Annotated in this window: 22 protein-coding genes and 2 pseudogenes; 11 read left to right on the top strand and 13 right to left on the bottom strand. The window is 64.9% G+C overall.

The window, feature by feature from the left end; all coding sequences use genetic code 11:
- Positions 1-190: 190 nt before the first annotated feature.
- On the bottom strand, positions 191-937 hold the full coding sequence (locus EI171_RS24340) for a TetR/AcrR family transcriptional regulator (protein WP_060912132.1): 747 nt from the start codon (positions 935-937) through the stop codon (positions 191-193).
- A 126-nt stretch (positions 938-1,063) separates the two neighbouring features.
- Entirely contained in the window at positions 1,064-2,221 is a 1,158-nt protein-coding gene (locus EI171_RS24345; RefSeq protein ID WP_371740251.1) for a patatin-like phospholipase family protein, read from the bottom strand.
- A 241-nt stretch (positions 2,222-2,462) separates the two neighbouring features.
- Here EI171_RS24345 and tgt point away from each other — a divergent pair, with 241 nt between their 5' ends.
- Positions 2,463-3,620 carry a tRNA guanosine(34) transglycosylase Tgt gene (gene tgt / locus EI171_RS24350; RefSeq protein WP_161534876.1) on the top strand — a complete coding sequence of 386 codons (1,158 nt, stop codon included), beginning with the start codon at positions 2,463-2,465 and terminating at the stop codon, positions 3,618-3,620.
- Between the two features lie 3 nt (positions 3,621-3,623).
- On the opposite strand, the gene EI171_RS24355 is transcribed toward tgt, so the two are convergent.
- The gene (locus EI171_RS24355) at positions 3,624-3,842 is read right to left on the bottom strand and encodes a hypothetical protein (RefSeq protein WP_028171894.1); all 219 of its coding nucleotides are present in this window, start codon (positions 3,840-3,842) and stop codon (positions 3,624-3,626) included.
- Positions 3,843-4,065: 223 nt separating this feature from the next.
- Between EI171_RS24355 and cysK the strand changes: the two genes are divergently transcribed.
- Together cysK and EI171_RS24365 are read left to right on the top strand one after the other, a co-directional pair.
- Complete coding sequence (cysK, locus tag EI171_RS24360; protein ID WP_028171895.1) at positions 4,066-5,043, top strand: cysteine synthase A; 978 nt, start codon at positions 4,066-4,068, stop codon at positions 5,041-5,043.
- A 3-nt stretch (positions 5,044-5,046) separates the two neighbouring features.
- Positions 5,047-5,286: a BrnA antitoxin family protein gene (locus EI171_RS24365; RefSeq protein WP_161534877.1), complete on the top strand. Its 240-nt coding sequence runs from the start codon at positions 5,047-5,049 to the stop codon at positions 5,284-5,286.
- A gap of 76 nt (positions 5,287-5,362) precedes the next feature.
- On the opposite strand, the gene EI171_RS24370 is transcribed toward EI171_RS24365, so the two are convergent.
- Positions 5,363-6,790: a caspase family protein gene (locus EI171_RS24370; RefSeq protein ID WP_028173937.1), complete on the bottom strand. Its 1,428-nt coding sequence runs from the start codon at positions 6,788-6,790 to the stop codon at positions 5,363-5,365.
- 201 nt (positions 6,791-6,991) lie between these two features.
- Positions 6,992-7,867 (bottom strand): DMT family transporter, encoded by an 876-nt coding sequence (locus EI171_RS24375; RefSeq protein WP_161534878.1) that lies wholly within the window; start codon positions 7,865-7,867, stop codon positions 6,992-6,994.
- Between the two features lie 147 nt (positions 7,868-8,014).
- On the opposite strand from EI171_RS24375, the gene EI171_RS24380 reads away from it, so the two are divergent.
- The gene (locus EI171_RS24380; RefSeq protein WP_011087447.1) at positions 8,015-8,413 is read left to right on the top strand and encodes a RidA family protein; all 399 of its coding nucleotides are present in this window, start codon (positions 8,015-8,017) and stop codon (positions 8,411-8,413) included.
- 52 nt (positions 8,414-8,465) lie between these two features.
- On the opposite strand, the pseudogene EI171_RS24385 reads toward EI171_RS24380, so the two are convergent.
- The 3 genes and pseudogenes from EI171_RS24385 to EI171_RS24395 form a co-directional block, all read right to left on the bottom strand.
- Positions 8,466-9,010 (bottom strand): annotated as a pseudogene (locus EI171_RS24385) (hypothetical protein).
- Positions 8,955-9,305, bottom strand: coding sequence for a hypothetical protein (locus tag EI171_RS24390; protein ID WP_038967470.1), 351 nt, complete (start codon positions 9,303-9,305; stop codon positions 8,955-8,957). The pseudogene EI171_RS24385 and the gene EI171_RS24390 overlap by 56 nt, the downstream one beginning before the upstream one ends.
- A 172-nt stretch (positions 9,306-9,477) precedes the next feature.
- Positions 9,478-10,065 (bottom strand): formyltransferase family protein, encoded by a 588-nt coding sequence (locus EI171_RS24395; protein WP_011087445.1) that lies wholly within the window; start codon positions 10,063-10,065, stop codon positions 9,478-9,480.
- Between the two features lie 190 nt (positions 10,066-10,255).
- Between EI171_RS24395 and EI171_RS24400 the strand changes: the two genes are divergently transcribed.
- On the top strand, positions 10,256-10,540 hold the full coding sequence (locus EI171_RS24400; RefSeq protein ID WP_028173940.1) for a hypothetical protein: 285 nt from the start codon (positions 10,256-10,258) through the stop codon (positions 10,538-10,540).
- 334 nt (positions 10,541-10,874) lie between these two features.
- Entirely contained in the window at positions 10,875-11,108 is a 234-nt protein-coding gene (locus tag EI171_RS24405) for a hypothetical protein (protein WP_028173941.1), read from the top strand.
- A 5-nt stretch (positions 11,109-11,113) separates the two neighbouring features.
- Here the strand turns inward: EI171_RS24405 and EI171_RS24410 are convergent, their stop codons facing one another.
- Positions 11,114-11,416, bottom strand: a complete 303-nt coding sequence (locus EI171_RS24410) for a hypothetical protein (protein WP_028173942.1) — start codon at positions 11,414-11,416, stop codon at positions 11,114-11,116.
- Positions 11,417-11,615: 199 nt separating this feature from the next.
- On the opposite strand from EI171_RS24410, the gene EI171_RS45805 reads away from it, so the two are divergent.
- The gene (locus EI171_RS45805; RefSeq protein WP_246740255.1) at positions 11,616-11,828 is read left to right on the top strand and encodes a hypothetical protein; all 213 of its coding nucleotides are present in this window, start codon (positions 11,616-11,618) and stop codon (positions 11,826-11,828) included.
- 6 nt (positions 11,829-11,834) lie between these two features.
- Here the strand turns inward: EI171_RS45805 and EI171_RS24415 are convergent.
- Both EI171_RS24415 and EI171_RS24420 read right to left on the bottom strand, forming a co-directional pair.
- Positions 11,835-13,881, bottom strand: a pseudogene (locus EI171_RS24415) (acetoacetate--CoA ligase).
- Between the two features lie 264 nt (positions 13,882-14,145).
- Complete coding sequence (locus tag EI171_RS24420; protein ID WP_161534879.1) at positions 14,146-14,715, bottom strand: pyridoxamine 5'-phosphate oxidase family protein; 570 nt, start codon at positions 14,713-14,715, stop codon at positions 14,146-14,148.
- 98 nt (positions 14,716-14,813) lie between these two features.
- Between EI171_RS24420 and EI171_RS24425 the strand changes: the two genes are divergently transcribed.
- Complete coding sequence (locus EI171_RS24425) at positions 14,814-15,617, top strand: helix-turn-helix transcriptional regulator (protein WP_161534880.1); 804 nt, start codon at positions 14,814-14,816, stop codon at positions 15,615-15,617.
- 55 nt (positions 15,618-15,672) lie between these two features.
- Here EI171_RS24425 and EI171_RS24430 read toward each other — a convergent pair whose 3' ends face one another.
- Complete coding sequence (locus EI171_RS24430) at positions 15,673-15,900, bottom strand: hypothetical protein (protein WP_161534881.1); 228 nt, start codon at positions 15,898-15,900, stop codon at positions 15,673-15,675.
- Positions 15,901-16,155: 255 nt separating this feature from the next.
- On the opposite strand from EI171_RS24430, the gene EI171_RS24435 reads away from it, so the two are divergent.
- The 3 genes from EI171_RS24435 to EI171_RS24445 all read left to right on the top strand — a co-directional run bounded on the left by EI171_RS24435 (position 16,156) and on the right by EI171_RS24445 (position 18,656).
- A complete protein-coding gene (locus EI171_RS24435; protein WP_246740256.1) occupies positions 16,156-16,878 on the top strand; it encodes an outer membrane protein in 723 nt (240 codons plus the stop codon).
- Between the two features lie 145 nt (positions 16,879-17,023).
- Positions 17,024-18,115, top strand: a complete 1,092-nt coding sequence (locus EI171_RS24440; RefSeq protein WP_060912142.1) for an AI-2E family transporter — start codon at positions 17,024-17,026, stop codon at positions 18,113-18,115.
- A gap of 145 nt (positions 18,116-18,260) precedes the next feature.
- Positions 18,261-18,656, top strand: coding sequence for an NUDIX hydrolase (locus tag EI171_RS24445; RefSeq protein WP_028173949.1), 396 nt, complete (start codon positions 18,261-18,263; stop codon positions 18,654-18,656).
- 100 nt (positions 18,657-18,756) lie between these two features.
- Here the strand turns inward: EI171_RS24445 and EI171_RS45810 are convergent, their stop codons facing one another.
- Positions 18,757-18,939, bottom strand: coding sequence for a hypothetical protein (locus EI171_RS45810; protein ID WP_231166484.1), 183 nt, complete (start codon positions 18,937-18,939; stop codon positions 18,757-18,759).
- Positions 18,940-18,959: the final 20 nt, after the last annotated feature.

Here is an 18,959-nt window from a genome sequence, read left to right on the forward strand (position 1 = left end):
GGCATCGGCCGGCCGCGGAGCGCTGCGGCGAGCTGTACCCGCCGCGGCGATCGAAGCGGTACGGACCTCTTTTGGGGCTGGTGAAAAAAGCGGCCCGTACCGACTTAACTAAACCATACCGTATCGTTTTATTTTGGTCAATGGCGAGGGCGTGTTCCCCCAGGGGATAGATCGCAACCTCACGGAATTGTCAGCGGGATGGGCGTCGCCGCGGCGTGCCCTTGGTGGCGTCCTGGACGCGGTCGGCCGGACCCAGCGCGCCGGCCAGGAACAGCTTGATCGCGGTACGCATCCGCTTTTCCGCGGACTTCAACTCCAGTGCCGTTCCGAATGTCGCCATGCGGTGGGTATGACCGACGACGACGTCGAGAAACACTTCCGCTGCGATGGTGGTGTCGTCGAGGTCGAGCGCGCCTTGCGCCACCAGATGGTCGAAGAAGCGTGCCGTGGTGGCGACAGCCTTGAGCCAGCCTTCCTCCATGCCGAGCTTGGCGACATCGGGGAAGTTGATGGCCTGTGACGTCATCATGCGGCTGAAGGCGACGGCATCGGGCCCGCAGGTGAAGCTCAGCATCTCGCGCCCGATCTCGACCAGCCGCTGCTCGACGGGGATGTCCGAGGCGCTGCTGAGCTGCGTCTCGGCGGCCGCCGACAGCGGCGCAAGCCAGCGCGCGATCTCGCGCCTCAGCACGGCGGCGAACAGGCCACGCTTGTCGCCGTAACGGGAATAGACGGTCGGCTTGCTCACCCGTGCCGCTTCCGCAACCGCATCGAGCGAGGTGGCGTCGAAGCCGCGATCCAGGAACAGGCGGGTGGCGACCTCGATCAGCCGCTGATCGCGCTCGATCGCGGCGGTCTTGGTCGGCCGGCCGCCGCGTGATTTCGGCACCTCGCGCCGTGCTGCTGCCGGTCTTGTCTTGGTCGCAGTCAATCCCATGCCCAATGATTCCTGCGCGGTCGTCACTGCTCTATAACGCGCAGCAACCGGGGCGTCATCGCGAATCTGGCCGAATTGGCCGTATCGTCAACGGTCTCGATACGACCTCGTTCCGGCACGGAGGTCTCATGGCAGTGCCGAAGTCCAGGCCTGGCCCGCGGCCGCCTTCTCATATCCGTACTGATAGAGCGCCCGCATATAGGCGGTGTCGAATCCTTCCGAGGGCGGTGCGGGGTAGTCGCGCGCGATGTAGGAGAGATGGAAGCCCAAATGGTTGCGCCTGGCGAAATCATAGGTCGAGAAGATGATCGAACGCGTCTGCGACTGCGTGATCGCCGACAGGCTGCGTGAGGCGACATCGACGGTGCTGTTGGACACGAGCTCGAAGTTGCGTTCGATCTTCTTGTTGACGAGGATGTAGATGTCCATCTTCGCACTGCCCGGCAGGCGGTTGCCCTGGAAGAGCAAGGCTTCCGGTAGCGTCAGCACCGGGGCCGTCACGCCGCCGTCGACGTGCATCTCCTGAAACCTGCGGCCCTGGCCTTCGGCGTCGATCATGATCGGCGGAAACACCAGGGGAATGCTGGCGGAGGCCGCCATCACGTCGCGAAACAGTTTGAGCGCCGCGGGCGTGCCGACCTCGGCGATCTTGCCCATGTCCCAGATCGCGGTGCGCTGGGTGTCGAGATCGGTCGTCACCACCAATAGCCTTCGGCCCTTGGCATTCTCGCGCGCGACTTGCGCCATGATCTCCGGCCCGACATAGCGGGCGACGAGCTCGCGCAGGCGCGTATTGCCGAACAGGCCGGATCCGAACAGCACGCGGATGATGCTGGGGTCGTTCAGGAGGCTTTCCGCGATGCCGCTGGTGTAGACCTCCTTCAACGTGTCGTCATATTGCGGGCCGAGAAACGCAAAGGGCGCGATCAGTCCGCCGGTGCTCACGCCGGAGACGACCGAGAAGGTGGGGCGGGTTCTGGCCGCGGTCCAGCCGTTGAGCACGCCGACGCCGTAGGCACCGTCCGCACCGCCCCCGGAGAGCGCCAGATAGGACTTTGACGCGTTGCTGTTGTCCTTCTCGAAGCTGAACTTCGTGACGGGGTCGTCGGCGTAGCGCCTGAGGCCATCGATATCGAGCACGCGCGAGGTGCTGGCCTCGGCGGCGGTATAGGGCGCGCGGGGCAGGGAGGTGCAGGCGCCGAGCGCCAGGCTGCACGCCAGGACCAGGAACCCGATCAGGCGGGCGCCTGTCTGCCTGTCCCGGCCATGTGAAGGGACGGGCACGTCAGTCGAATGTGAAGCGAAGGGCATCGTCGGTGGCTGGCGATCACGAATCTACCGCCGCCGGCAAACTCGCCGCGGCTTTTCGTCCAGCCCCCACCGTAAAACTACACGGTATCGTTTTGTTTAACAAGGTGGCGGGGACCATATCCGGGGCCATTTGTGTCCCAGTCTGAGGCACGGGGTGGCCGAAGTGCGGTCCCGCGGGTTGATCGGCCTTCTCCGACACGCAATAAGCACCGCCATGAATCGTCTTGACGCAGCTCTCCCCAATCATTTCGAACTGCTCGCCACCGATGGCACCGCGCGCACCGGGCGCCTGACCACGCCGCATGGCGTGGTGCGCACGCCGGCCTTCATGCCGGTCGGGACCGCCGGGGCCATGAAGGGCATGCACTGGCGCGAGGTGCGCGATGCCGGCGCCGACATCGTGCTCGGCAACACCTATCATCTGATGCTGCGCCCCGGCGCCGAGCGGATTGCGGCGCTCGGCGGCTTGCAGCGGTTCACCGGCTGGAGTGGGCCGATGCTGACGGATTCCGGCGGCTTCCAGGTGATGTCGCTTGCTGACTTACGCAAGGTCAGCGAGCACGCCGTCACCTTCCGTTCGCATATCGACGGCGCCAAGGTCGAGCTGTCGCCGGAGCGCTCGATCGAGGTGCAGCGTTTCCTCGGCTCCGACATCGCCATGCAGATGGACGAATGCGTGCGGCTGCCCGCCGAGCACGCCGATATCGAGCGCGCGATGCAATTGTCGCTGCGCTGGGCCGAGCGCAGCAAGCGCGCCTTCGAGAGCGCGCCGGACGGTTACATGCTGTTCGGCATCGTGCAGGGCGGCGACGTGCCCCAGCTTCGTCATGCGAGCGCGGAAGGGCTCGTCGCGATCGGCTTCCACGGCTATGCGATCGGCGGCCTCGCGGTCGGCGAACCGCAGGCGGTGATGCTGGCGATGATCGACGAGACCGCACCGATGCTGCCGAAAGAGCGGCCGCGCTATCTGATGGGTGTCGGCACGCCCGACGACATCATCGAAGCCGTGAAGCGCGGCATCGACATGTTCGATTGCGTGATGCCGACACGCAATGGCCGCCACGGCGTCGCGTTCACCCGCTTCGGTCAGGTGAATCTGCGCAACGCGCGTCATGCGGACGATCCGCGTCCGCTCGACGAAGAAAGCACATGGCCGTCGACGCGCAGCTACGCGCGCGCCTACCTGCATCATCTCGTCAAGGCGGGCGAGACGCTGGGGGCAATGCTGCTGTCCGAGATCAATATCGCTTACTATCAGTCCCTGATGCAGGGCATCAGGGATGCGATCGCACACGGAACGTTCGACGAGTTCTACCAGCGTACACGCGAGGATTGGGCGAGGGGCGACATCGCCCCGCGCCAGGGCGACTGAGGGTCAGTTGCACACGATCCGCTGCCTGACGGCATGCTTGGTCACGAAGCCGTAACCGCAATTGTCGCAGGTCCAGAGATAGCTGATCATGTGGTCCGAGACGTAGGCGGATGCTTCGGCGGCGACCATGGAGTCGGCGCAGACCGGACAGGTGGGCAACTCGCTACAACGCGGATCGCGGTTCAGCGCGACGGTCGACAACACTTCAGCAACTGCTGACATCGTGGTGACCTCCCTGCTTTAAGACGTAAGTCTAACATAAGCAGAATCACTTGACGAGGTCGCAACACAAAAGCGTTGGTTTTCTGATATTTGTAGCTCACGTGATTTTGCGATGCAGCGTATTTAACATGTGCCGCATTGTCGCTTGCGTGTCGCCGCAAGCTGTCTGTAACTGCGCAAGAGCCACGGCAGAAGCGCAAATTGTCGCTACAGGGAGTTCATCATGGACGCATCGTCCGCCACGCGTGCAGCGCATCAACCCGGCCGCGGCCGGATCTATGACTCGATTGTCGAAGCTTTTGGCGACACGCCGATCGTGCGATTGCGACGGCTGCCGGGCATGCACGGTGTGAACGCGACGATTTTGGCAAAACTTGAATATTTCAATCCGGCCGCGAGCGTGAAGGACCGCATCGGCGCGGCCATGATCATCGCCATGGAGAAGGCCGGTATCGTCAAGCCGGATACCGTGCTGATCGAACCGACCTCCGGCAATACCGGCATCGCACTCGCCTTCGTCGCCGCCTCGCGCGGCTACCGGCTCAAGCTCGTGATGCCGGAATCGATGTCGATCGAACGGCGCAAGATGCTGGCCTTTCTCGGCGCGGAGCTGGTGCTGACGCCGGCCGCACAAGGCATGAAGGGCGCGATCGCCGCCGCCGAGGAGCTGGTCAAGACGACGCCGAACTCGGTGATGCCGCAGCAGTTCAAGAACCTCGCCAATCCCGAGGTGCACCGCCGCACCACCGCGGAGGAGATCTGGAACGACACCGGCGGCAACATCGATTTCTTCGTTGCAGGCGTCGGCACCGGCGGCACGATCACCGGCGTCGGCCAGGTGCTCAAGCCGCGCAAGGGCTCGTTGCGGGTGGTGGCGGTCGAGCCGGAGGAGAGCCCGGTGCTATCAGGGGGACAGCATACGCCGCACAAGATCCAGGGCATCGGCGCGGGCTTCGTCCCTGATATCCTCGATCGCTCCGTGATCGACGAGATCGTCAAAATCAACTCGACCACGGCGATCGAGACCTCGCGCGCATTGGCGCGGCACGAGGGCATTCCGGGCGGTATCTCCTCGGGTGCTGCGATCGCCGCGGCGCTCCAGATCGGCAAGCGGCCGGAAGCTGCGGGAAAAACCATCCTGGCGGTGGTACCGTCCTTCTCCGAGCGGTATCTTTCGACGGCTCTGTTTGAGGGAATCTAGGACATGGCGGATCTACCGAGGCGGCCGCGCACGCTTGGCGATGCCAGGACCGAGGCCGAGGCGGCGTTCAAGAAGGTGACGGCCAAGGTCGCCGCGGCGCCGCCGAAGCAGAACGTGGCGCCTGGGATCAAGGAGCAGGTTACGCTGCGCCTCGACCAGGACGTGCTGGAGTTCTTCCAGGAGGGCGGTCCCGGCTGGCAGGATCGCATCAACGAGGCGCTGCGGAAGGCGACGGGGAAGTAGCGCCCGGTCTTTCCAGGTCGCCCAACGAAAAAGCCCGGCGCGAGCCGGGCTTTTGTATTTGGGGTTTGATCTGGCCTCAGCGGCGGAACATGCCGCCCATCATGCCGCCGACGACGCCGCCGACGAAGGCCGCGCCGGCCGCATCGCCGGGGTTGCTGCGTTGGGGAGCCGGCGCCGGTGCGCTGCTGGCCGCGGGGGCGCTGGCGCGCCGGGCCGCCTTCTGGCTGTTGTCGCTCGCAGTCGGCGGAGCAGCCACGACCTCCGAGAGCAGCGCCTTGTGCTGGAGCTTGTTGAGGTAACCTGACGAAGGATAGCCGCGCGCGGCCTGCCAGCGCTTGAGTACGGTCCGGGTCTCGTCGCTGAACACGCCAGTCTGCTTGGTGTCGAAGCCGAGGCCGGTGAGGCGACGCTGCACGTCGCGGCGCTGGTTCTTGTCGAGGCCGATCTGGTCCTCGGTAATCTGAGTGGCCTCATCGGTGAAGGTCGCAGGATCGACGCCGGCGTTGAGGGTGCGCGTCGCGGTCGAGGGGCCGCTCTTGATCGCGGCAAGCCGCGCCAACGCCAGGGCCTTGAACTGGCCGTTCGGATAGGCCGAGAGGTAGGCGTTGAGCTCTTCCGGCTTGTTGGACTCCTTCACCGAGCGCCAGTATTCGAGTTCGACGCCGTCCGAGCCGCCAGTCGCCGCTGGCACGCTGCCAGCCGCCGTCGGCGCCGCGTTGGCAACCTGGGTGGTCGGGGCCTGGTTGAGATAGACGGCGCCGATCAGGTTGGTGTGGCCCCAGGGAAGCTGGCCCTTGTGGGTCTCTTCGTTGACCTGGGCGCGCACCGACGTCATCGCCTGCTGGATCTCGATGCCGGGCTTGGTGATGTTGTCGATCAGCGCGCGGGTGAACGGGCTGTTGTTGCCCTCCTGGCCGTCGAGCGCGGTCTGGCCGGGGCCGGTTGCGAACGCGATCAGCGTGCCTTCGCCGGACTTCATCTCGGCAAGGCCGCTCTGCACGTTGACGCTGCGGGTCGCGGAGTTCGACTTGATCTTGGCGGCGAACGGATTGTCGCGGCAGGCATCGAGGAAGACGAGCTTGACCTTGGCATCGCCCATGGTCTGCTCGAGTGTCAGGTCGATGTTGATCGCAGCGCCCAGCTTGACGTCCATCTCCGACTTGATGTCGGCGTCAACCGGCAGCAGGTAGTTGGTGCCGCCGACGGCGATGCCGTGACCGGCATAGTAGAACAATGCGATGTCGGAGCCCTGCGCCTTGCGGCCGAAGTCGAGCAGCTTTTCCGTCATCTGGTCGCGGCTGAGATTGGACCCTTCGATCACGTCGAAGCCGACATTGCGCAGCGTCGCCGCCATCGCCTTGGCGTCGATCGGCGGGTTCGGCAATTGCGCGACGTTCTTGTAGGAACCGTTGCCGACGACGAAAGCAACACGGCGGTCCGCCTTCGCGGCACTGACCGACAGTGCCATGCACATCAGCGAGGCGATGAGGGTGAGATAGCGCATCTGAGATCCCCAGAATCGAATTGCAGGCAGCAACAAATTGGCGACGAACCTACACGAAAACGCCCGGCTTCGCGCTAGCGAAACGACGGTTCGCCCAACCCACTGCTTCGCGGCCGAATGTGCACGATGGAATGCCCCTTCTAACGTGATCCAGATCACGTTCGACCACTTTGTTTTTGTCGCGCGAGGCCGCGCGCCGGTTCACTGCGCGCGGGCCGGAATCGGGGCCGCCGGCTTCAGATTCAGGAGGTTGCCGAACAGGATCAGCGCCGCCCCGAGCACGGTCCAGCCGTCAAGCCGTTCTGAATACAGCAGCCAGCCGGCCGTCGCGGTGAGAGGAACCCGCAGGAAGTCCATCGGAACCACCACCGTCGCGTCCGCGTAGCGCATGGCGCTGGCGAGGCAATAATGCGCGAACGTGCCGCAGACCGAGATCACCGCCACCCAACCCCAGACATAAGTGGGCGGCCAGGCCCAGACATAGAGCGTCGGCAGGAAGCCTGCGACCGACTGCACGACCAGCATCCAGAACAGGACCGCCAGCGCGCTCTCGGTCCGGGTGAGCGATTTCACCAACGCCATGGACACGCCGAACCCGACCGCGGCGCCGAGCGCGATCAACTGGCCCTGATTGATCTCGCCGGTCGCGGGCCGCACGATGACGATCACGCCGACGAGGCCGAGCACGATCGCAGCGATCTTCCACGAGGTCATGCGCTCCGACAGAAAGCTCGCGGCGAGGATCGCCGTCCAGATCGGCATCGTGAACTCGATTGCCACCACCTGGCCGATCGGAATCAGCGTCAGCGCGAAGAACCAGCCGAGCTGCGAGACGTAGTGGATCAGATTGCGCGCGATGTGCTGCGGCAGGCGCCTCGTCCTGAGCGTCCCGAATCCGCCGGCGCGCCGGATCATCGGATACAGCATGCAGAGGCCGAGCAGCGAGCGAACCTCCATCACCTGGAAGACGTTCATCTCGCGCACGGCCTCGCGTCCCGCGACCGCCATCACCAGGGTCAGCGACAGCCACCCGGCCATCCACAATGCAGCCATCGTTTTGGACGGAGGAGTGGTCATTGGCGCGCGATGCGGAAGGAAAGGGCGTTGGAGGGCAGGCTGGTATCCGCGACATCAATACGGTTTGCAACGGCCAAAACTGCGGATGCAGCGATGCACGGGTGCGTGCTAAGGGAAGGCCAACGAGCGAAATGGGAGAAACAGCTCATGCGTATCCTGCAGCCGGCCGAGTGGAAGAAACCGCGCGGCTTTTCCCATGGCGTCGTGGTCGAGGGGCCGGGCCGCTGGGTGGTGCTGGCCGGGCAGACCGGCGGCGACGAGGCGGGCGAATACGCCCCTGACATGGCGGGCCAGGTCGCAACCGCGCTGAAGCGGATCATCAAGCTGCTGGGCGAGGCCGGCGCCGGCCCCGAGCACATCGTCCGCCTAACCTGGTACCTGACCAGCCGCAGCGAATATGAGGCCGCAGGCGCCGGCATCGGCGCGGCCTGGAAGGAGACGCTGGGCCGCAATTTCCCGCCTTCGACGCTGCTCTACATCGGAGGCCTCGTCGACGACCGGGCCAAGGTCGAGATCGAGGTGACGGCGTTCGTTCCCAGCGCATAAAAAAATCGATCCGGCGCGGGCGCCGGATCGATTGTCGTGTCGTCGTACTGGCTTAGCGCGACATCGAGATGTTGGCGCCGCGGAACTGGCTGTCCGCGCGCATCGTGACCGTCTGCTTGTTGCCGGAGGTCCGCAGCGAGATGTTTGCGTTGAAACCAGCGGCGCTGGCGACCACCTCGAAACTTCCACCGCCACCGCGGCCCTGGAGCGAGCCGCTGATGTTACGGCTGGCCTCGCTCCAACGCCGGTAATGGCGCTGCCTTCGGACCGGACGTTGGCGGCGAGGTTGAACTTGTAGGCGTCGCTGGCACAGGTCAGCGACATCTCCATGGTGGGCCCGATCGGAGCATATTTGGCCCGGCAACGGATGCGTTCGGTGGAGCCGTCATCCAGGGTGACGATCCCGCCGCCGCTCCAGCTGCCCGCGAGCGGGGCAAACGGGCCGGACTGGGCCTTGCTTTCAGTGTTCGCGAACGCTGCCGCAAGCAAAACGGCGGCCGCGATCAGCAGCCGCCGGCCTCCGGCGCGAGTCTCGATTGGTTTATTGGCGCGATGCTTCCCACCGCCCGCTGCACGGTATGCCTGCAGATGCTCCATTCCACTTCCCCGATCCGGCGTTGCCGCTGAGTTGACCGTTGGCATATGCACCATTGATCGAAACTTTCACAAGTCCCCCGCTGCCGATGGTGCCGGAAACGTTAGCGCCGGGCGCGGTGATCTTGCCGTCGGCGACTGTCAGCATGGAGCTTGCGGTCGGCTCGCAGGAACCGGACTTGGTCACGATGGTGACCTGCCAGTTGCCGTCATAGGGGGTCTGGGCGAAGGCGGTGGCGGCGAGGGTGCCGGCGAAAACTGAAGCGGCACAGAACGCCGCGATGCGACCAAAACGCATGAATTCCGTCCTTGAATTTGTCTGATATCCTGACGCTTATTCGGACGAAATGTGACGGAAATTTGTTGCAATGCCAAATCGAAAATTGTTCCTGTGGAAACAATGGTTTATTTGTGATTTTGGCTCCGATTTTTCAAGCAGAATCAATGCGGCTTCACGTTAAGGGTAAACGTCAGGACAGACTCGGCGCGGAAGTCGCGAACTGCTCGTCCTGAACCTTGGCCGGCAGTGCCTTGTGGACTTTGACGTAATCGATCACGTCGGCCAGCAATTTGAGCCCGAGCGGGGCGAGCGCGCGCTCCCAGAGTTCGCGGGCGGTCTCGCCCTTCTTGACGAAGCACCAGTCCTGCGCGGCGATGGCGCCGGCATCCATGCGATCGGCGAGATGATAGATCGTGCCGCCGGCGATCGGATCGCCTTCCTTGATGGTCCATTCCACGGCGGCCTTGCCACGGTGGCGCGGCAGCAGCGAGGGGTGATAGCCGATCCCGCCGAACCTGGCCGCGGCGAGCGCGTCCTTTCCGATCCGGGCATGGCTGTGCGCGGTAATGATCAAATCGGTGTCGGGCGCGATCTCGGAGGCGACCACCAGCTTCGGATTGGCCTGCACCACCACCTCGATGCCGGCCGCCCTGGCGGTCGCAGCAAGGCGGTCCTCGGCATCGGCCACCACGACCCGCGCGATCGACACGCTGTGCTCCCGGAGCATGTTCAGGGTGGTCACGCCGAAATGGCGGGAGCCGACGAGGGTAATGCGCATGTGTGTCCGATCCGTCTCGCAACTGCGTCATACCCCCGATAACACGTCCGGGCGCCGTGTCACCATCTGCGGGCCGTTTCTGCCGGTTATCAACAATGCGCCGGGCGCAGGAGACGGTGAATTCCGCGATTGCGCGGCCGACCGTTCCGGTGCTTGCATGCGCGCCATTGCACCGGCTCGGAGCGAGCGCATGCGCAGCGCCTGGTTCATCGTTCTTGCGACACTGATTGCGGCCACCCCGGGCCATGCCGGCGGGCCGTACCCGGCGGTCCCGCCCGAGATCGGCGTCGCGCCGTTCATCGGGCCGACCTGGGACGCTTATCGTTGCGCGGGGGGACCGGTCTATAATTTCTATGATGGCGCCTATTACGGCGAGGAGCCGCCGGCGCTCTATCGCGGCTACGCCTACCGGCCGCATTATCGCTACAGCGCCTATCGCCGACTGCCGCGGACGTACTTCTGCGTCGCCGACTAGCGTTGCCGCACGGCCACGGTCGAGCGGCAAATGATGATGTGACGGTTCCTGTGTTTCATTTCGAACAGAAGGAATCCATCCCCCCGTTAGAATGGCGATACCGGGGCTGGCGACATTTGATCCGGATCCATTTTCGAACCCGGCTTTGGCCGCTGGCCTGATCGCCAGCGGCCTTTTCATGCCGCGCGTCGCAAAATCATCTGACGGTAACGCGTTCTCAACCTGCCTGGCGTATCGACGAATCCGTCGCGGATTTGTAATGCGTACCGCGACACCGAAAATGTCCCGCCGGCGTGGGTGCGCCGCGCGGGCCTTTTTCGCCGGGACCGATTTCATGCCGAGCGCGATTGAGCAGATCGTCGACATCTATGTCCGACTGAAGAACAGGCGCGGCCTCGACGAGCTGATGATGCACAGGCAGCGGCTCGCGGTCGATCTGAAGAGCAGGTCGGGCTATGATTTCAGCCTGCCGATCGGTCAGATCGACGAGGAGATCGCGATCATCGAGGCAGGTCTCAGCCGGCTGAAGGCTGGCTCCAACGATGCCGATACGACACGTTTGATCTGACGCGCTCAGTCGCGCCGGCCGCCGTCGATGACGGTGAACAATGGCCGCGCCGGGGTCGGCTCCGCCAGCAATTCCTCCACGAGTGCGGTGGCCGCATCGACATATTTTCGCGTTGGCTTGTCGAGCTCTCGCTTCGCCTCGTCGTCGAGCGCGACCTTGGCCGCCTCGACCAGCTTGCGCATCCGCGCCGCATGATCGTCGCCGGCCGTCAGGGTTGCGCGCGCCAGCGAGCGCAGCACGAACAGCTCGCCCTCGAGGCGGAGCAGACGATCGTTGAGCCTGGTGAGGACGGCGTTGAGGTCGGCCATTTCCGCGGTTCGTCGCTGTGGATTCGTCCTGATCTAGCGGCGATCGGTGAACGGAGTGCAAACGGCATCGGCGCAATTGGGCTGATCGTCCGCATGTCGCGGTGCCGCCGTTGTGACCGGTCGCGACGTCGCGTATGCGTGGGCACAGCATGGTTCCCGCACCACATGTCAGCCCGGGTGGACGTTTGGAGCCCATGCGATGCGGTTTATCCCGATTGTGATCCTCTTGATGTCAGCATGCGGGGCTGCCGCCGCCGCGCCGGCGCGCCACGCCCGCCCGCACCACCCCGTGGTCGTCCGTCCGGCCGAGGACGCGCCGGTGCCGCCCGGCTGGTACAAATTTCCCGGGTGGCCGCCGATCCCGCCGTCGGAGAACAGGAATCTCGATCCCTCCAATTTCGGCGGAGGCTGATCGCAGCTACGCAGCGCGTCGCGCCAGATAGTCGCGCGCGAAGGCGATACCAGTCGAGGCAGCCGGGATTGGCCATCGCCTCCTTGTTGATGACCTTCTCGACGGGCTGGCCGAGCAGCAGCTTCTTGATCGGCAGCTCCTGCTTCTTGCCCGACAGCGTGCGTGGGATCTCGGCGACGGCGAAGATCTCGTTCGGCAGGAAGCGCCGGGAGAGACCGGCCTCGATCGCCTTGTTGATCTTCTCCTGCATCGCGGCGTCGAGCGCGACGCCTTCGCGAAGCACCACGAACAGCGGCATGTAGCTGTCGCGCCCGAGATATTCGAGGTCGACGACGAGGGAGTCCAGCACCTCCGGCAAGGTTTCGATCGCGGAATAGAGTTCGCTCGTGCCCATGCGCAGGCCGTGCCGGTTGATGGTGGCATCGCTGCGGCCGTAGATGATGCAGGAGCCGTCCGGATTGACCTTGAGCCAGTCGCCGTGCCGCCACACGGGGCCGCGGCCGCTGCCGTCGAAATTGTCCGGATAGGTCTCGAAATAGCTGGAGCGGTAACGCACGCCGTCCTTGTCGTTCCAGAAGTAGAGCGGCATCGACGGCATCGGCTCGGTGCAGACGAGCTCGCCGACCTCGTCCGTGACGGCGCGGCCCTGTTCGCTGAAGGCTTCGACGGCGGCGCCGAGCAGGCGACACTGCATCGCGCCGGGCGTTTGTGGCAATTCGCGGTTGCCGCCGATGAAGGCACCGGCGAAATCGGTGCCGCCGGAAATGTTCGCCCACCAGATGTCGGCCTGCGCCTTGCTGCCATTGGTCTTCGACAGTGCGGCGAAGCGGTCGTTGAACCAGGCTTGCGTGTCGGCGCTGAGCGGCGATCCGGTCGAGCCGAGGCAGCGCAGCCGCGACAGATCGCCCGCGGCGGCAAGATCGATTTCGGCCTTGGCGCAGTTGGCGAAGAACGCCGCGCCCGCGCCGAAGAAGGTCGCTTTCGATTGCGCCACGAAGCGCCATAGCGTGGTCCAGTCCGGCTTGTCCTTGGCACCGCCGGGGCTGCCGTCGAAGATGCAGCAGGTGGTGCCGCCGAGCAGGCCGCCGACTTGCGAATTCCACATGATCCAGCCGGTCGAAGAGTACCAGTGATAGCGCTCGCCGAAAGAGTTTTGGTGATAGGAGCAGCCGATGTCGTTGTGCAGGCCGAGCAGCGCCAGCACCACGATGACGATGCCGCCATGGCCGTGCACGATCGGCTTGGGCAGGCCGGTGGTGCCGCTGGAATAGACGATCCAGAGCGGATGATCGAACGGCAGCCAGGCCGGCTCGAACGCGTCAATCGCGGCGCTTGTCCCGGCGACAATATCGGAGAGCAGGGCATCCGGCGCGGCAGGCGCACCGGCCTCGCTGTGCAGGATGACATGCGCGACCGTGGGCAGCGATCGCCGCAGTTCGGCGACGACGTCGCGCCGGTCGTGCCGCCGGCCGGCATAGGTGACGGCGTCGCAGGCGATCAGCACTTTGGGTTCGATCTGCTTGAAGCGGTCGATCACGGCGGGCGCGGCCATATCGGGTGCGCAGACGCTCCAGACCGCGCCGATGCTGGCGGTCGCGAGGAACGCGATGATGGTCTCGGGAATGTTGGGCAGATAGGCCGCGACGCGGTCGCCGGGCTTGATACCGTTATCCTTCAGATGCAGCGAGAGCGCGGCCGCCTTGCGCCGCAGCTCCGGCCAGCTCGTTTCCCTCAGCCTGCCATCCTCGCCGCCGCTGACGATCGCGGGCAGGCCGGCGGCGTCGGCGGCTTCGACATGCCGGAATACCTGACGCGCGTAGTTCACCTGCGCGCCGGGAAACCAGACCGCGCCGGGCATCTTGCGCTCGGTGATCACGGCAGCGAACGGCGTCGGCGATTGCAGATCATAATAGTCCCAGATGCTGCGCCAGAAGCCGTCGAGATCGCGCACCGACCATTGCCGCATGTCTTCGTAGCTGCCGAAGGTGAGGCCACGCTGCTCGGCGAGCCAGTTGCGATAGAGGGCGATCTGGGGAACGAAAGGTGCGGTCATTGCGTGTCGGCTTCAGTTGCGGGGAAGGGGAGTTTAAGCCGTCTCGCAGCTTAGCAGAAGCCGCGGTACTAGAAGGCGGCTTTGACCGGGCTAACGGGGGCCGGCCTTCGCCAGCGCGACGTGGCAGAGATCGCAACCGTCGCTTCAACAGATTCGTCATTGCGAGCGCAGCGAAACAATCCAGGCAGTCACGCGCGGAAAGATTCTGGATTGCTTCGCTGCGCTCGCAATGACGGAGGTGTGGGGGAACGCAGTCTTGGTCTGTCAGCGTGGCGGAGCCATGCTGTCGGGGGCAAAGCCGGTCGGCAGGCCGTCGATGCTCTTCATGTTCTTCAGACCCCAGTATTTCCGCAGATTGTTGACGCCCTGCGCCGTCCAGTAGCGCACGAGGTTGCCTCGCTCTTGCTTGTAGTCGAACAGCGGCACGCCCAGACCGCACGACGTCTGCACGAGGTCAATCGAGAGGCGTACGATTTGGCGGGCGCCTGCAACTTCCTCGAACTTCGGAACGAGATCGGCGTACTCCGGCGTGCCGCGCATCAGCGATCGACCCTGACCATAGAGCCGCAGGATCATCGGATCGCCATCGAAGGCGCAAAACATGATGGTCAGCCGCTTGTCGTTCGAGGCGACCAGGTGCGCGCGGGTCTCGCTGCCGCTGCCAGTGCAATCGAGGTAGGCGACGTCAGTTTCTCCGAGCACCCGGAATGAGGACAGGCCCTTGGGCGAGACGTTGATGCGTCCCTTCGGCGGGGCGCTGGCGACGAAGAAGATCTTCTGCCGCTCGATGAAAGCCCTGTGCTCTGGCTCGATCCTTGCGAATTGCTTGCCCATTCCCGTCCGTCCTTTGCGTAGCGACGAAGCCGAGGCCGAAACTAACACGTCAAATGTACCGGTTTAAGGATACACGTTATCCTGGTATAAAGACCACCATGAAAGGACAGGATCCGATTGCTCCGGCACTCTCGCTCAGCGCGTTCTTGCGGGCGCTCCGGCAGCGCCAGTCTCCGGCGGAATTCGGTCTCGCCGCCGGACCACGACGGCGCACGCCCGGCCTCCGGCGCGAGGAGGTCGCTCAGCTCTGCGGATTGAGCGCCACCTGGTACACATGGATCGAGCAGGGGCGCGATGTGTCCGTCTCTGCTTCGACACTTGCGCGCCTCGCACGCGGATTGCGCCTGTCACGAGCCGAGCGCGGCTATCTGTTTGAGCTTGCGGGCAAGCGCGATCCGGAGCGGCCGGGCAACAGGGATGATCCACCTGAGGGGGTACTGGCCTGCGTCGATGCGATCGATGGTCCCGCCTACATCCTCGATCGCACATGGAGCGCGCGCCGTTGGAACGCGAAAGCGTCCCGACTGTTTGCGGGATGGCTCGATGCTGACGGCGAAAAAAACCTTCTGCGCTACATCTTCCTCCGGCCTGAGGCGCGAACTCTGATCCTGGACTGGACGTCCCGTGCGCATCGTGTCGTCGCAGAGTTCCGCGCCGCGGTGACGGGCTACGCCGACGATCCGGATATTCGCCGCCTCGTAGACGAACTGAGAATTGGAAGCTCGGACTTCGAGCGCTGCTGGGAGACGCAGGGGGTTTTGGCACGCGAAGGGGGCGAACGTGCGTTCGATCATCCGACCATGGGACTGCTGCGCTATCAGCAGGTGTCGCTGTCTCTTGCGGGCTGGCCCGACTATCGACTGACGATGCTTCTCTCTGCGCCAACCATACGCAATCGATGACCGGTATCGCGGCCAAACCCGCCGCGCGGCCCGCTCGCTCGTCAGCGTCCGTCTACTACCAACCCACGCCCGCCCAGCGCCGGCCGAATACCGGCGGCTTCGTCTTCACGGCTTGCCAGCCGAAGAAGTGATGCTTGCCGGACCATGCGTGCACCACGCCGCTGCAGATTTTGCATCTGAAGCTGCCGGAATGCGCTTCGCTGTGCTCTTCCCTGGTCGCGGTGTAGTTCATGCTGCAACCGGTGCAGGTGAATTCTTCGATCGTCCAGATGCTGTTGGCCATTTGCACGGAATGTTTTCTTGGGACCTCGGTGCACGGTAGGAGCGGGTCTTTGCATCGGCGTAAACTGGGGCAACGAAATCCGGTTAATCGCCGTTAGCCAAACCGGGCTCCGCTCCGAGCCAGTGCAGGATGTTCCGGGTGTTCGGAGCGCCGGTCAGTCCAAATCGCGCCGCCGACAGGTCCAAGCGCGCGCCTGGTCCGGCAGCTAGATTTCACCCAGTCGCCTCGGTCGGGAGGCGCGCAAGCGGGGGTGAGATGATGGGGACAAAGCTCGTTTTGACGGCCGCGCTGCTGTCGCTGGCAACGCCGGCATTCGCTGCGGATATCATCGCGCCTGCGCCGGTGAAGGCGCCGGTGCCGGCTGCGATCTTCACCTGGACCGGCTTCTATATCGGCGCCCACGGCGGCGGCGCCTGGAGCAAGTGGACAGGCATCGACCCGACCGATCCGACCGCGGTCTGGACCTCCGTCACCGCCAGCGGCGGCATCGTCGGCGGCCAGATCGGCGGCAACTACCAGATCGGCAATGTCGTGGTGGGCCTCGAGGGCACGGGCGCCTGGTCCAGCGTCACGCTGAACGCCGGCGGTCCGTTCGGCGGCGGCGCCGGCTTCACTTTGTCGCTCAAGAACGACTACATCGCCACGGTCGCCGGCCGGTTCGGCGTCGCCTTCGACCGCGTGCTGCTCTACGCCAAGGGCGGTGCGGCCTTCACCCGCGACAAGTACAATGCCAATAATGGCCTTGCCGGCGCGCTCGCCGGTTCTGCCTCGGGCAGCTTCAACCGCACCGGCTGGCTCGCCGGCGGCGGCGTCGAATGGATGTTCATGCCGAACTGGTCGGTGAGGGCCGAGTACAACTACATGGGCTTCGCCGCGATCACCGAGCAGCCGGCGACATCAGGCAACCTGGCGGCCACGCCGGCCAATGTGAAGCTGAACATCCAGACCGGAACGGTCGGCGTGAACTACCACTTCTAGCCGCGCAGGCGTTGCCGCAGGATCAGCCCTCGGTCCGGTCAAGCCGGAGCGGGAGCCCGCCTCGTCTTGACGCCGGATGCGGGGCTGGCAATAACGGCTTGCCCGTGCATGTGCCGGAACCAGCGTCGATGCCGCGAAGAAAGTCGTGCCCGTGAAAAGCCTCCGTCAGCTCCTGACGGGAGAGGACATCATCCAGCTCGTGATCCGGCTCGGCCTGCTCGCCCTGCTGATCATCTGGACCTTCCTGATCATCCGTCCGTTCGTGCCGATCCTGGCCTGGAGCGGCGTGCTCGCGGTCGCGTTCTATCCGGCCTTCAGCTGGGTCGCCAAGATCCTCGGCGGTCGGCCCAAGACCGCCGCGGCGATCCTCACCTTGATCACGCTCGGCATCGTCATCGGCCCTGCAACCTGGCTCGGTATCAGCGCGGTGGACGGCGTGCGCGAGCTGGCGCACCAGCTCGGCACCGGCGATCTCGCGCTCCAGTCGGCGCCGGAGCAGCTCAAGTCGTGGCCGCTCGTCGGCCCGTGGCTCTACGACCTCTGGGACCAGGCCTACACCAACATCCGCGCGGTGCTGCGCGAAGTGGCGCCCTATCTCCAGCCGCTGGCAGGACCGCTGCTGTCGTTCGCGGGCGATGCCGGCGTCGGCACGCTCCAGTTTCTGGTCTCGGTGTTCGTCGCCGGCTTCCTGTTCCCGCATGGGCCGCGGTTGGTTGCGGCCAGCCGCGGCTTCCTGTTTCGCATCGTGCCCGAGCAGAGCGAGCATTTCCTGGGGCTCGCCGGCGCGACCATCCGCGCCGTGGCGCAAGGGGTGATCGGCGTCGCGATCGTGCAGGCACTGCTCGCCGGCATCGGCTTCAAGCTCGCAGCCGTTCCGAGCGCCGGCCTTCTCGCCTTCATCGTGCTGCTGCTCTCGATCGTGCAGATCGGCGCCTTCCTCGTGCTGCTGCCGGTGATCATCTGGATCTGGACCGCCAAGGACGTCACCACGGCGCTGCTGCTCACGGTGTTTCTCGTCCTGGTCGGTTTCATCGACACCATGCTGAAGCCGCTCGTGATGGGGCGCGGCCTGACCACGCCGACCATCGTGATCTTCGTCGGCGTGATCGGCGGCACGCTCGCCCATGGCATCGTCGGCCTGTTTATCGGGCCGATCATCCTGTCGGTGGCCTGGGAGATGATGATGGCCTGGATCAGGACGGAGGACCGGGCGGGCGCGAAGGCGAGCGAAGGCTGATCTTGCGTCCTCGAACGGCGCGATCTGAACGCCGTGTCGCAGCTGGCCTGAAGGCCCGCGGCCTGTGATCAAGGCGCGTCCCGAACTTGTCTATCCGACTAGACAAGTTACGATTGGGACGATTCTATTTTCGATTACGGCAGCAATGGCGAAGTCTTCCAAGCTGGTTGCCGCCAAGCGCGGCAAGGTATTGTTGGTCAGACGCCGGTCGGACGGCCTGTGGATGTTCCCGGGCGGCCGCAAGCGCGCGCGCGAGTCCGAGAAGGACTGCCTGCGGCGCGAGATCAAGGAGGAGCTGCCCAAGCTGAAGCTCGGCCGGATCAGCCTCTGGAAGGAAGTGAAGGCCAGGAACAAGCGCTCCGGCCGCAAGATGAGCGATGCGATCTTCATCGCCAAGGGCGCCAAGGGCAGGCTCGCGATCGGCGACAAGAAGGAGATCGACCGCGCCGCCTGGCAGAAGCCGCGCGGCATCCGCCTGACCCCGACCTCGCGCTATATCCGCGACCGCCTGTTTCCGAGGAAGCCGCGGCGGCGCGGCTGAGTTCGCGTTCTCGCGAAGTGGATACCGGTTGGCGTCAAGACAACGCGTCAAAATAGGAATCCAGGGCCCCGTTCCGATTCTATCGGAACGGACAACGGCTCTAGTCTTCCCGATCCACCGATCGGTCCCGCCCGGCGAATGACCGCGAGCGCGCCGCGCGCGGCTCCGGCGCGACGCGCCTTGCCGCCTCGGCCTCGCGCTGTTCCTTGCGCGCCTTGCGCGCGTTGCGCATCGCGCGCTTGACGAAGGGGTGCTGCGAATCCTCGGCGAAAAACAGCACCACCTCGCAACTCGGACATTGCC

It is taken from the genome of Bradyrhizobium sp. LCT2 (assembly GCF_009931255.1).
Classification (GTDB): Bacteria; Pseudomonadota; Alphaproteobacteria; order Rhizobiales; family Xanthobacteraceae; genus Bradyrhizobium; species Bradyrhizobium diazoefficiens.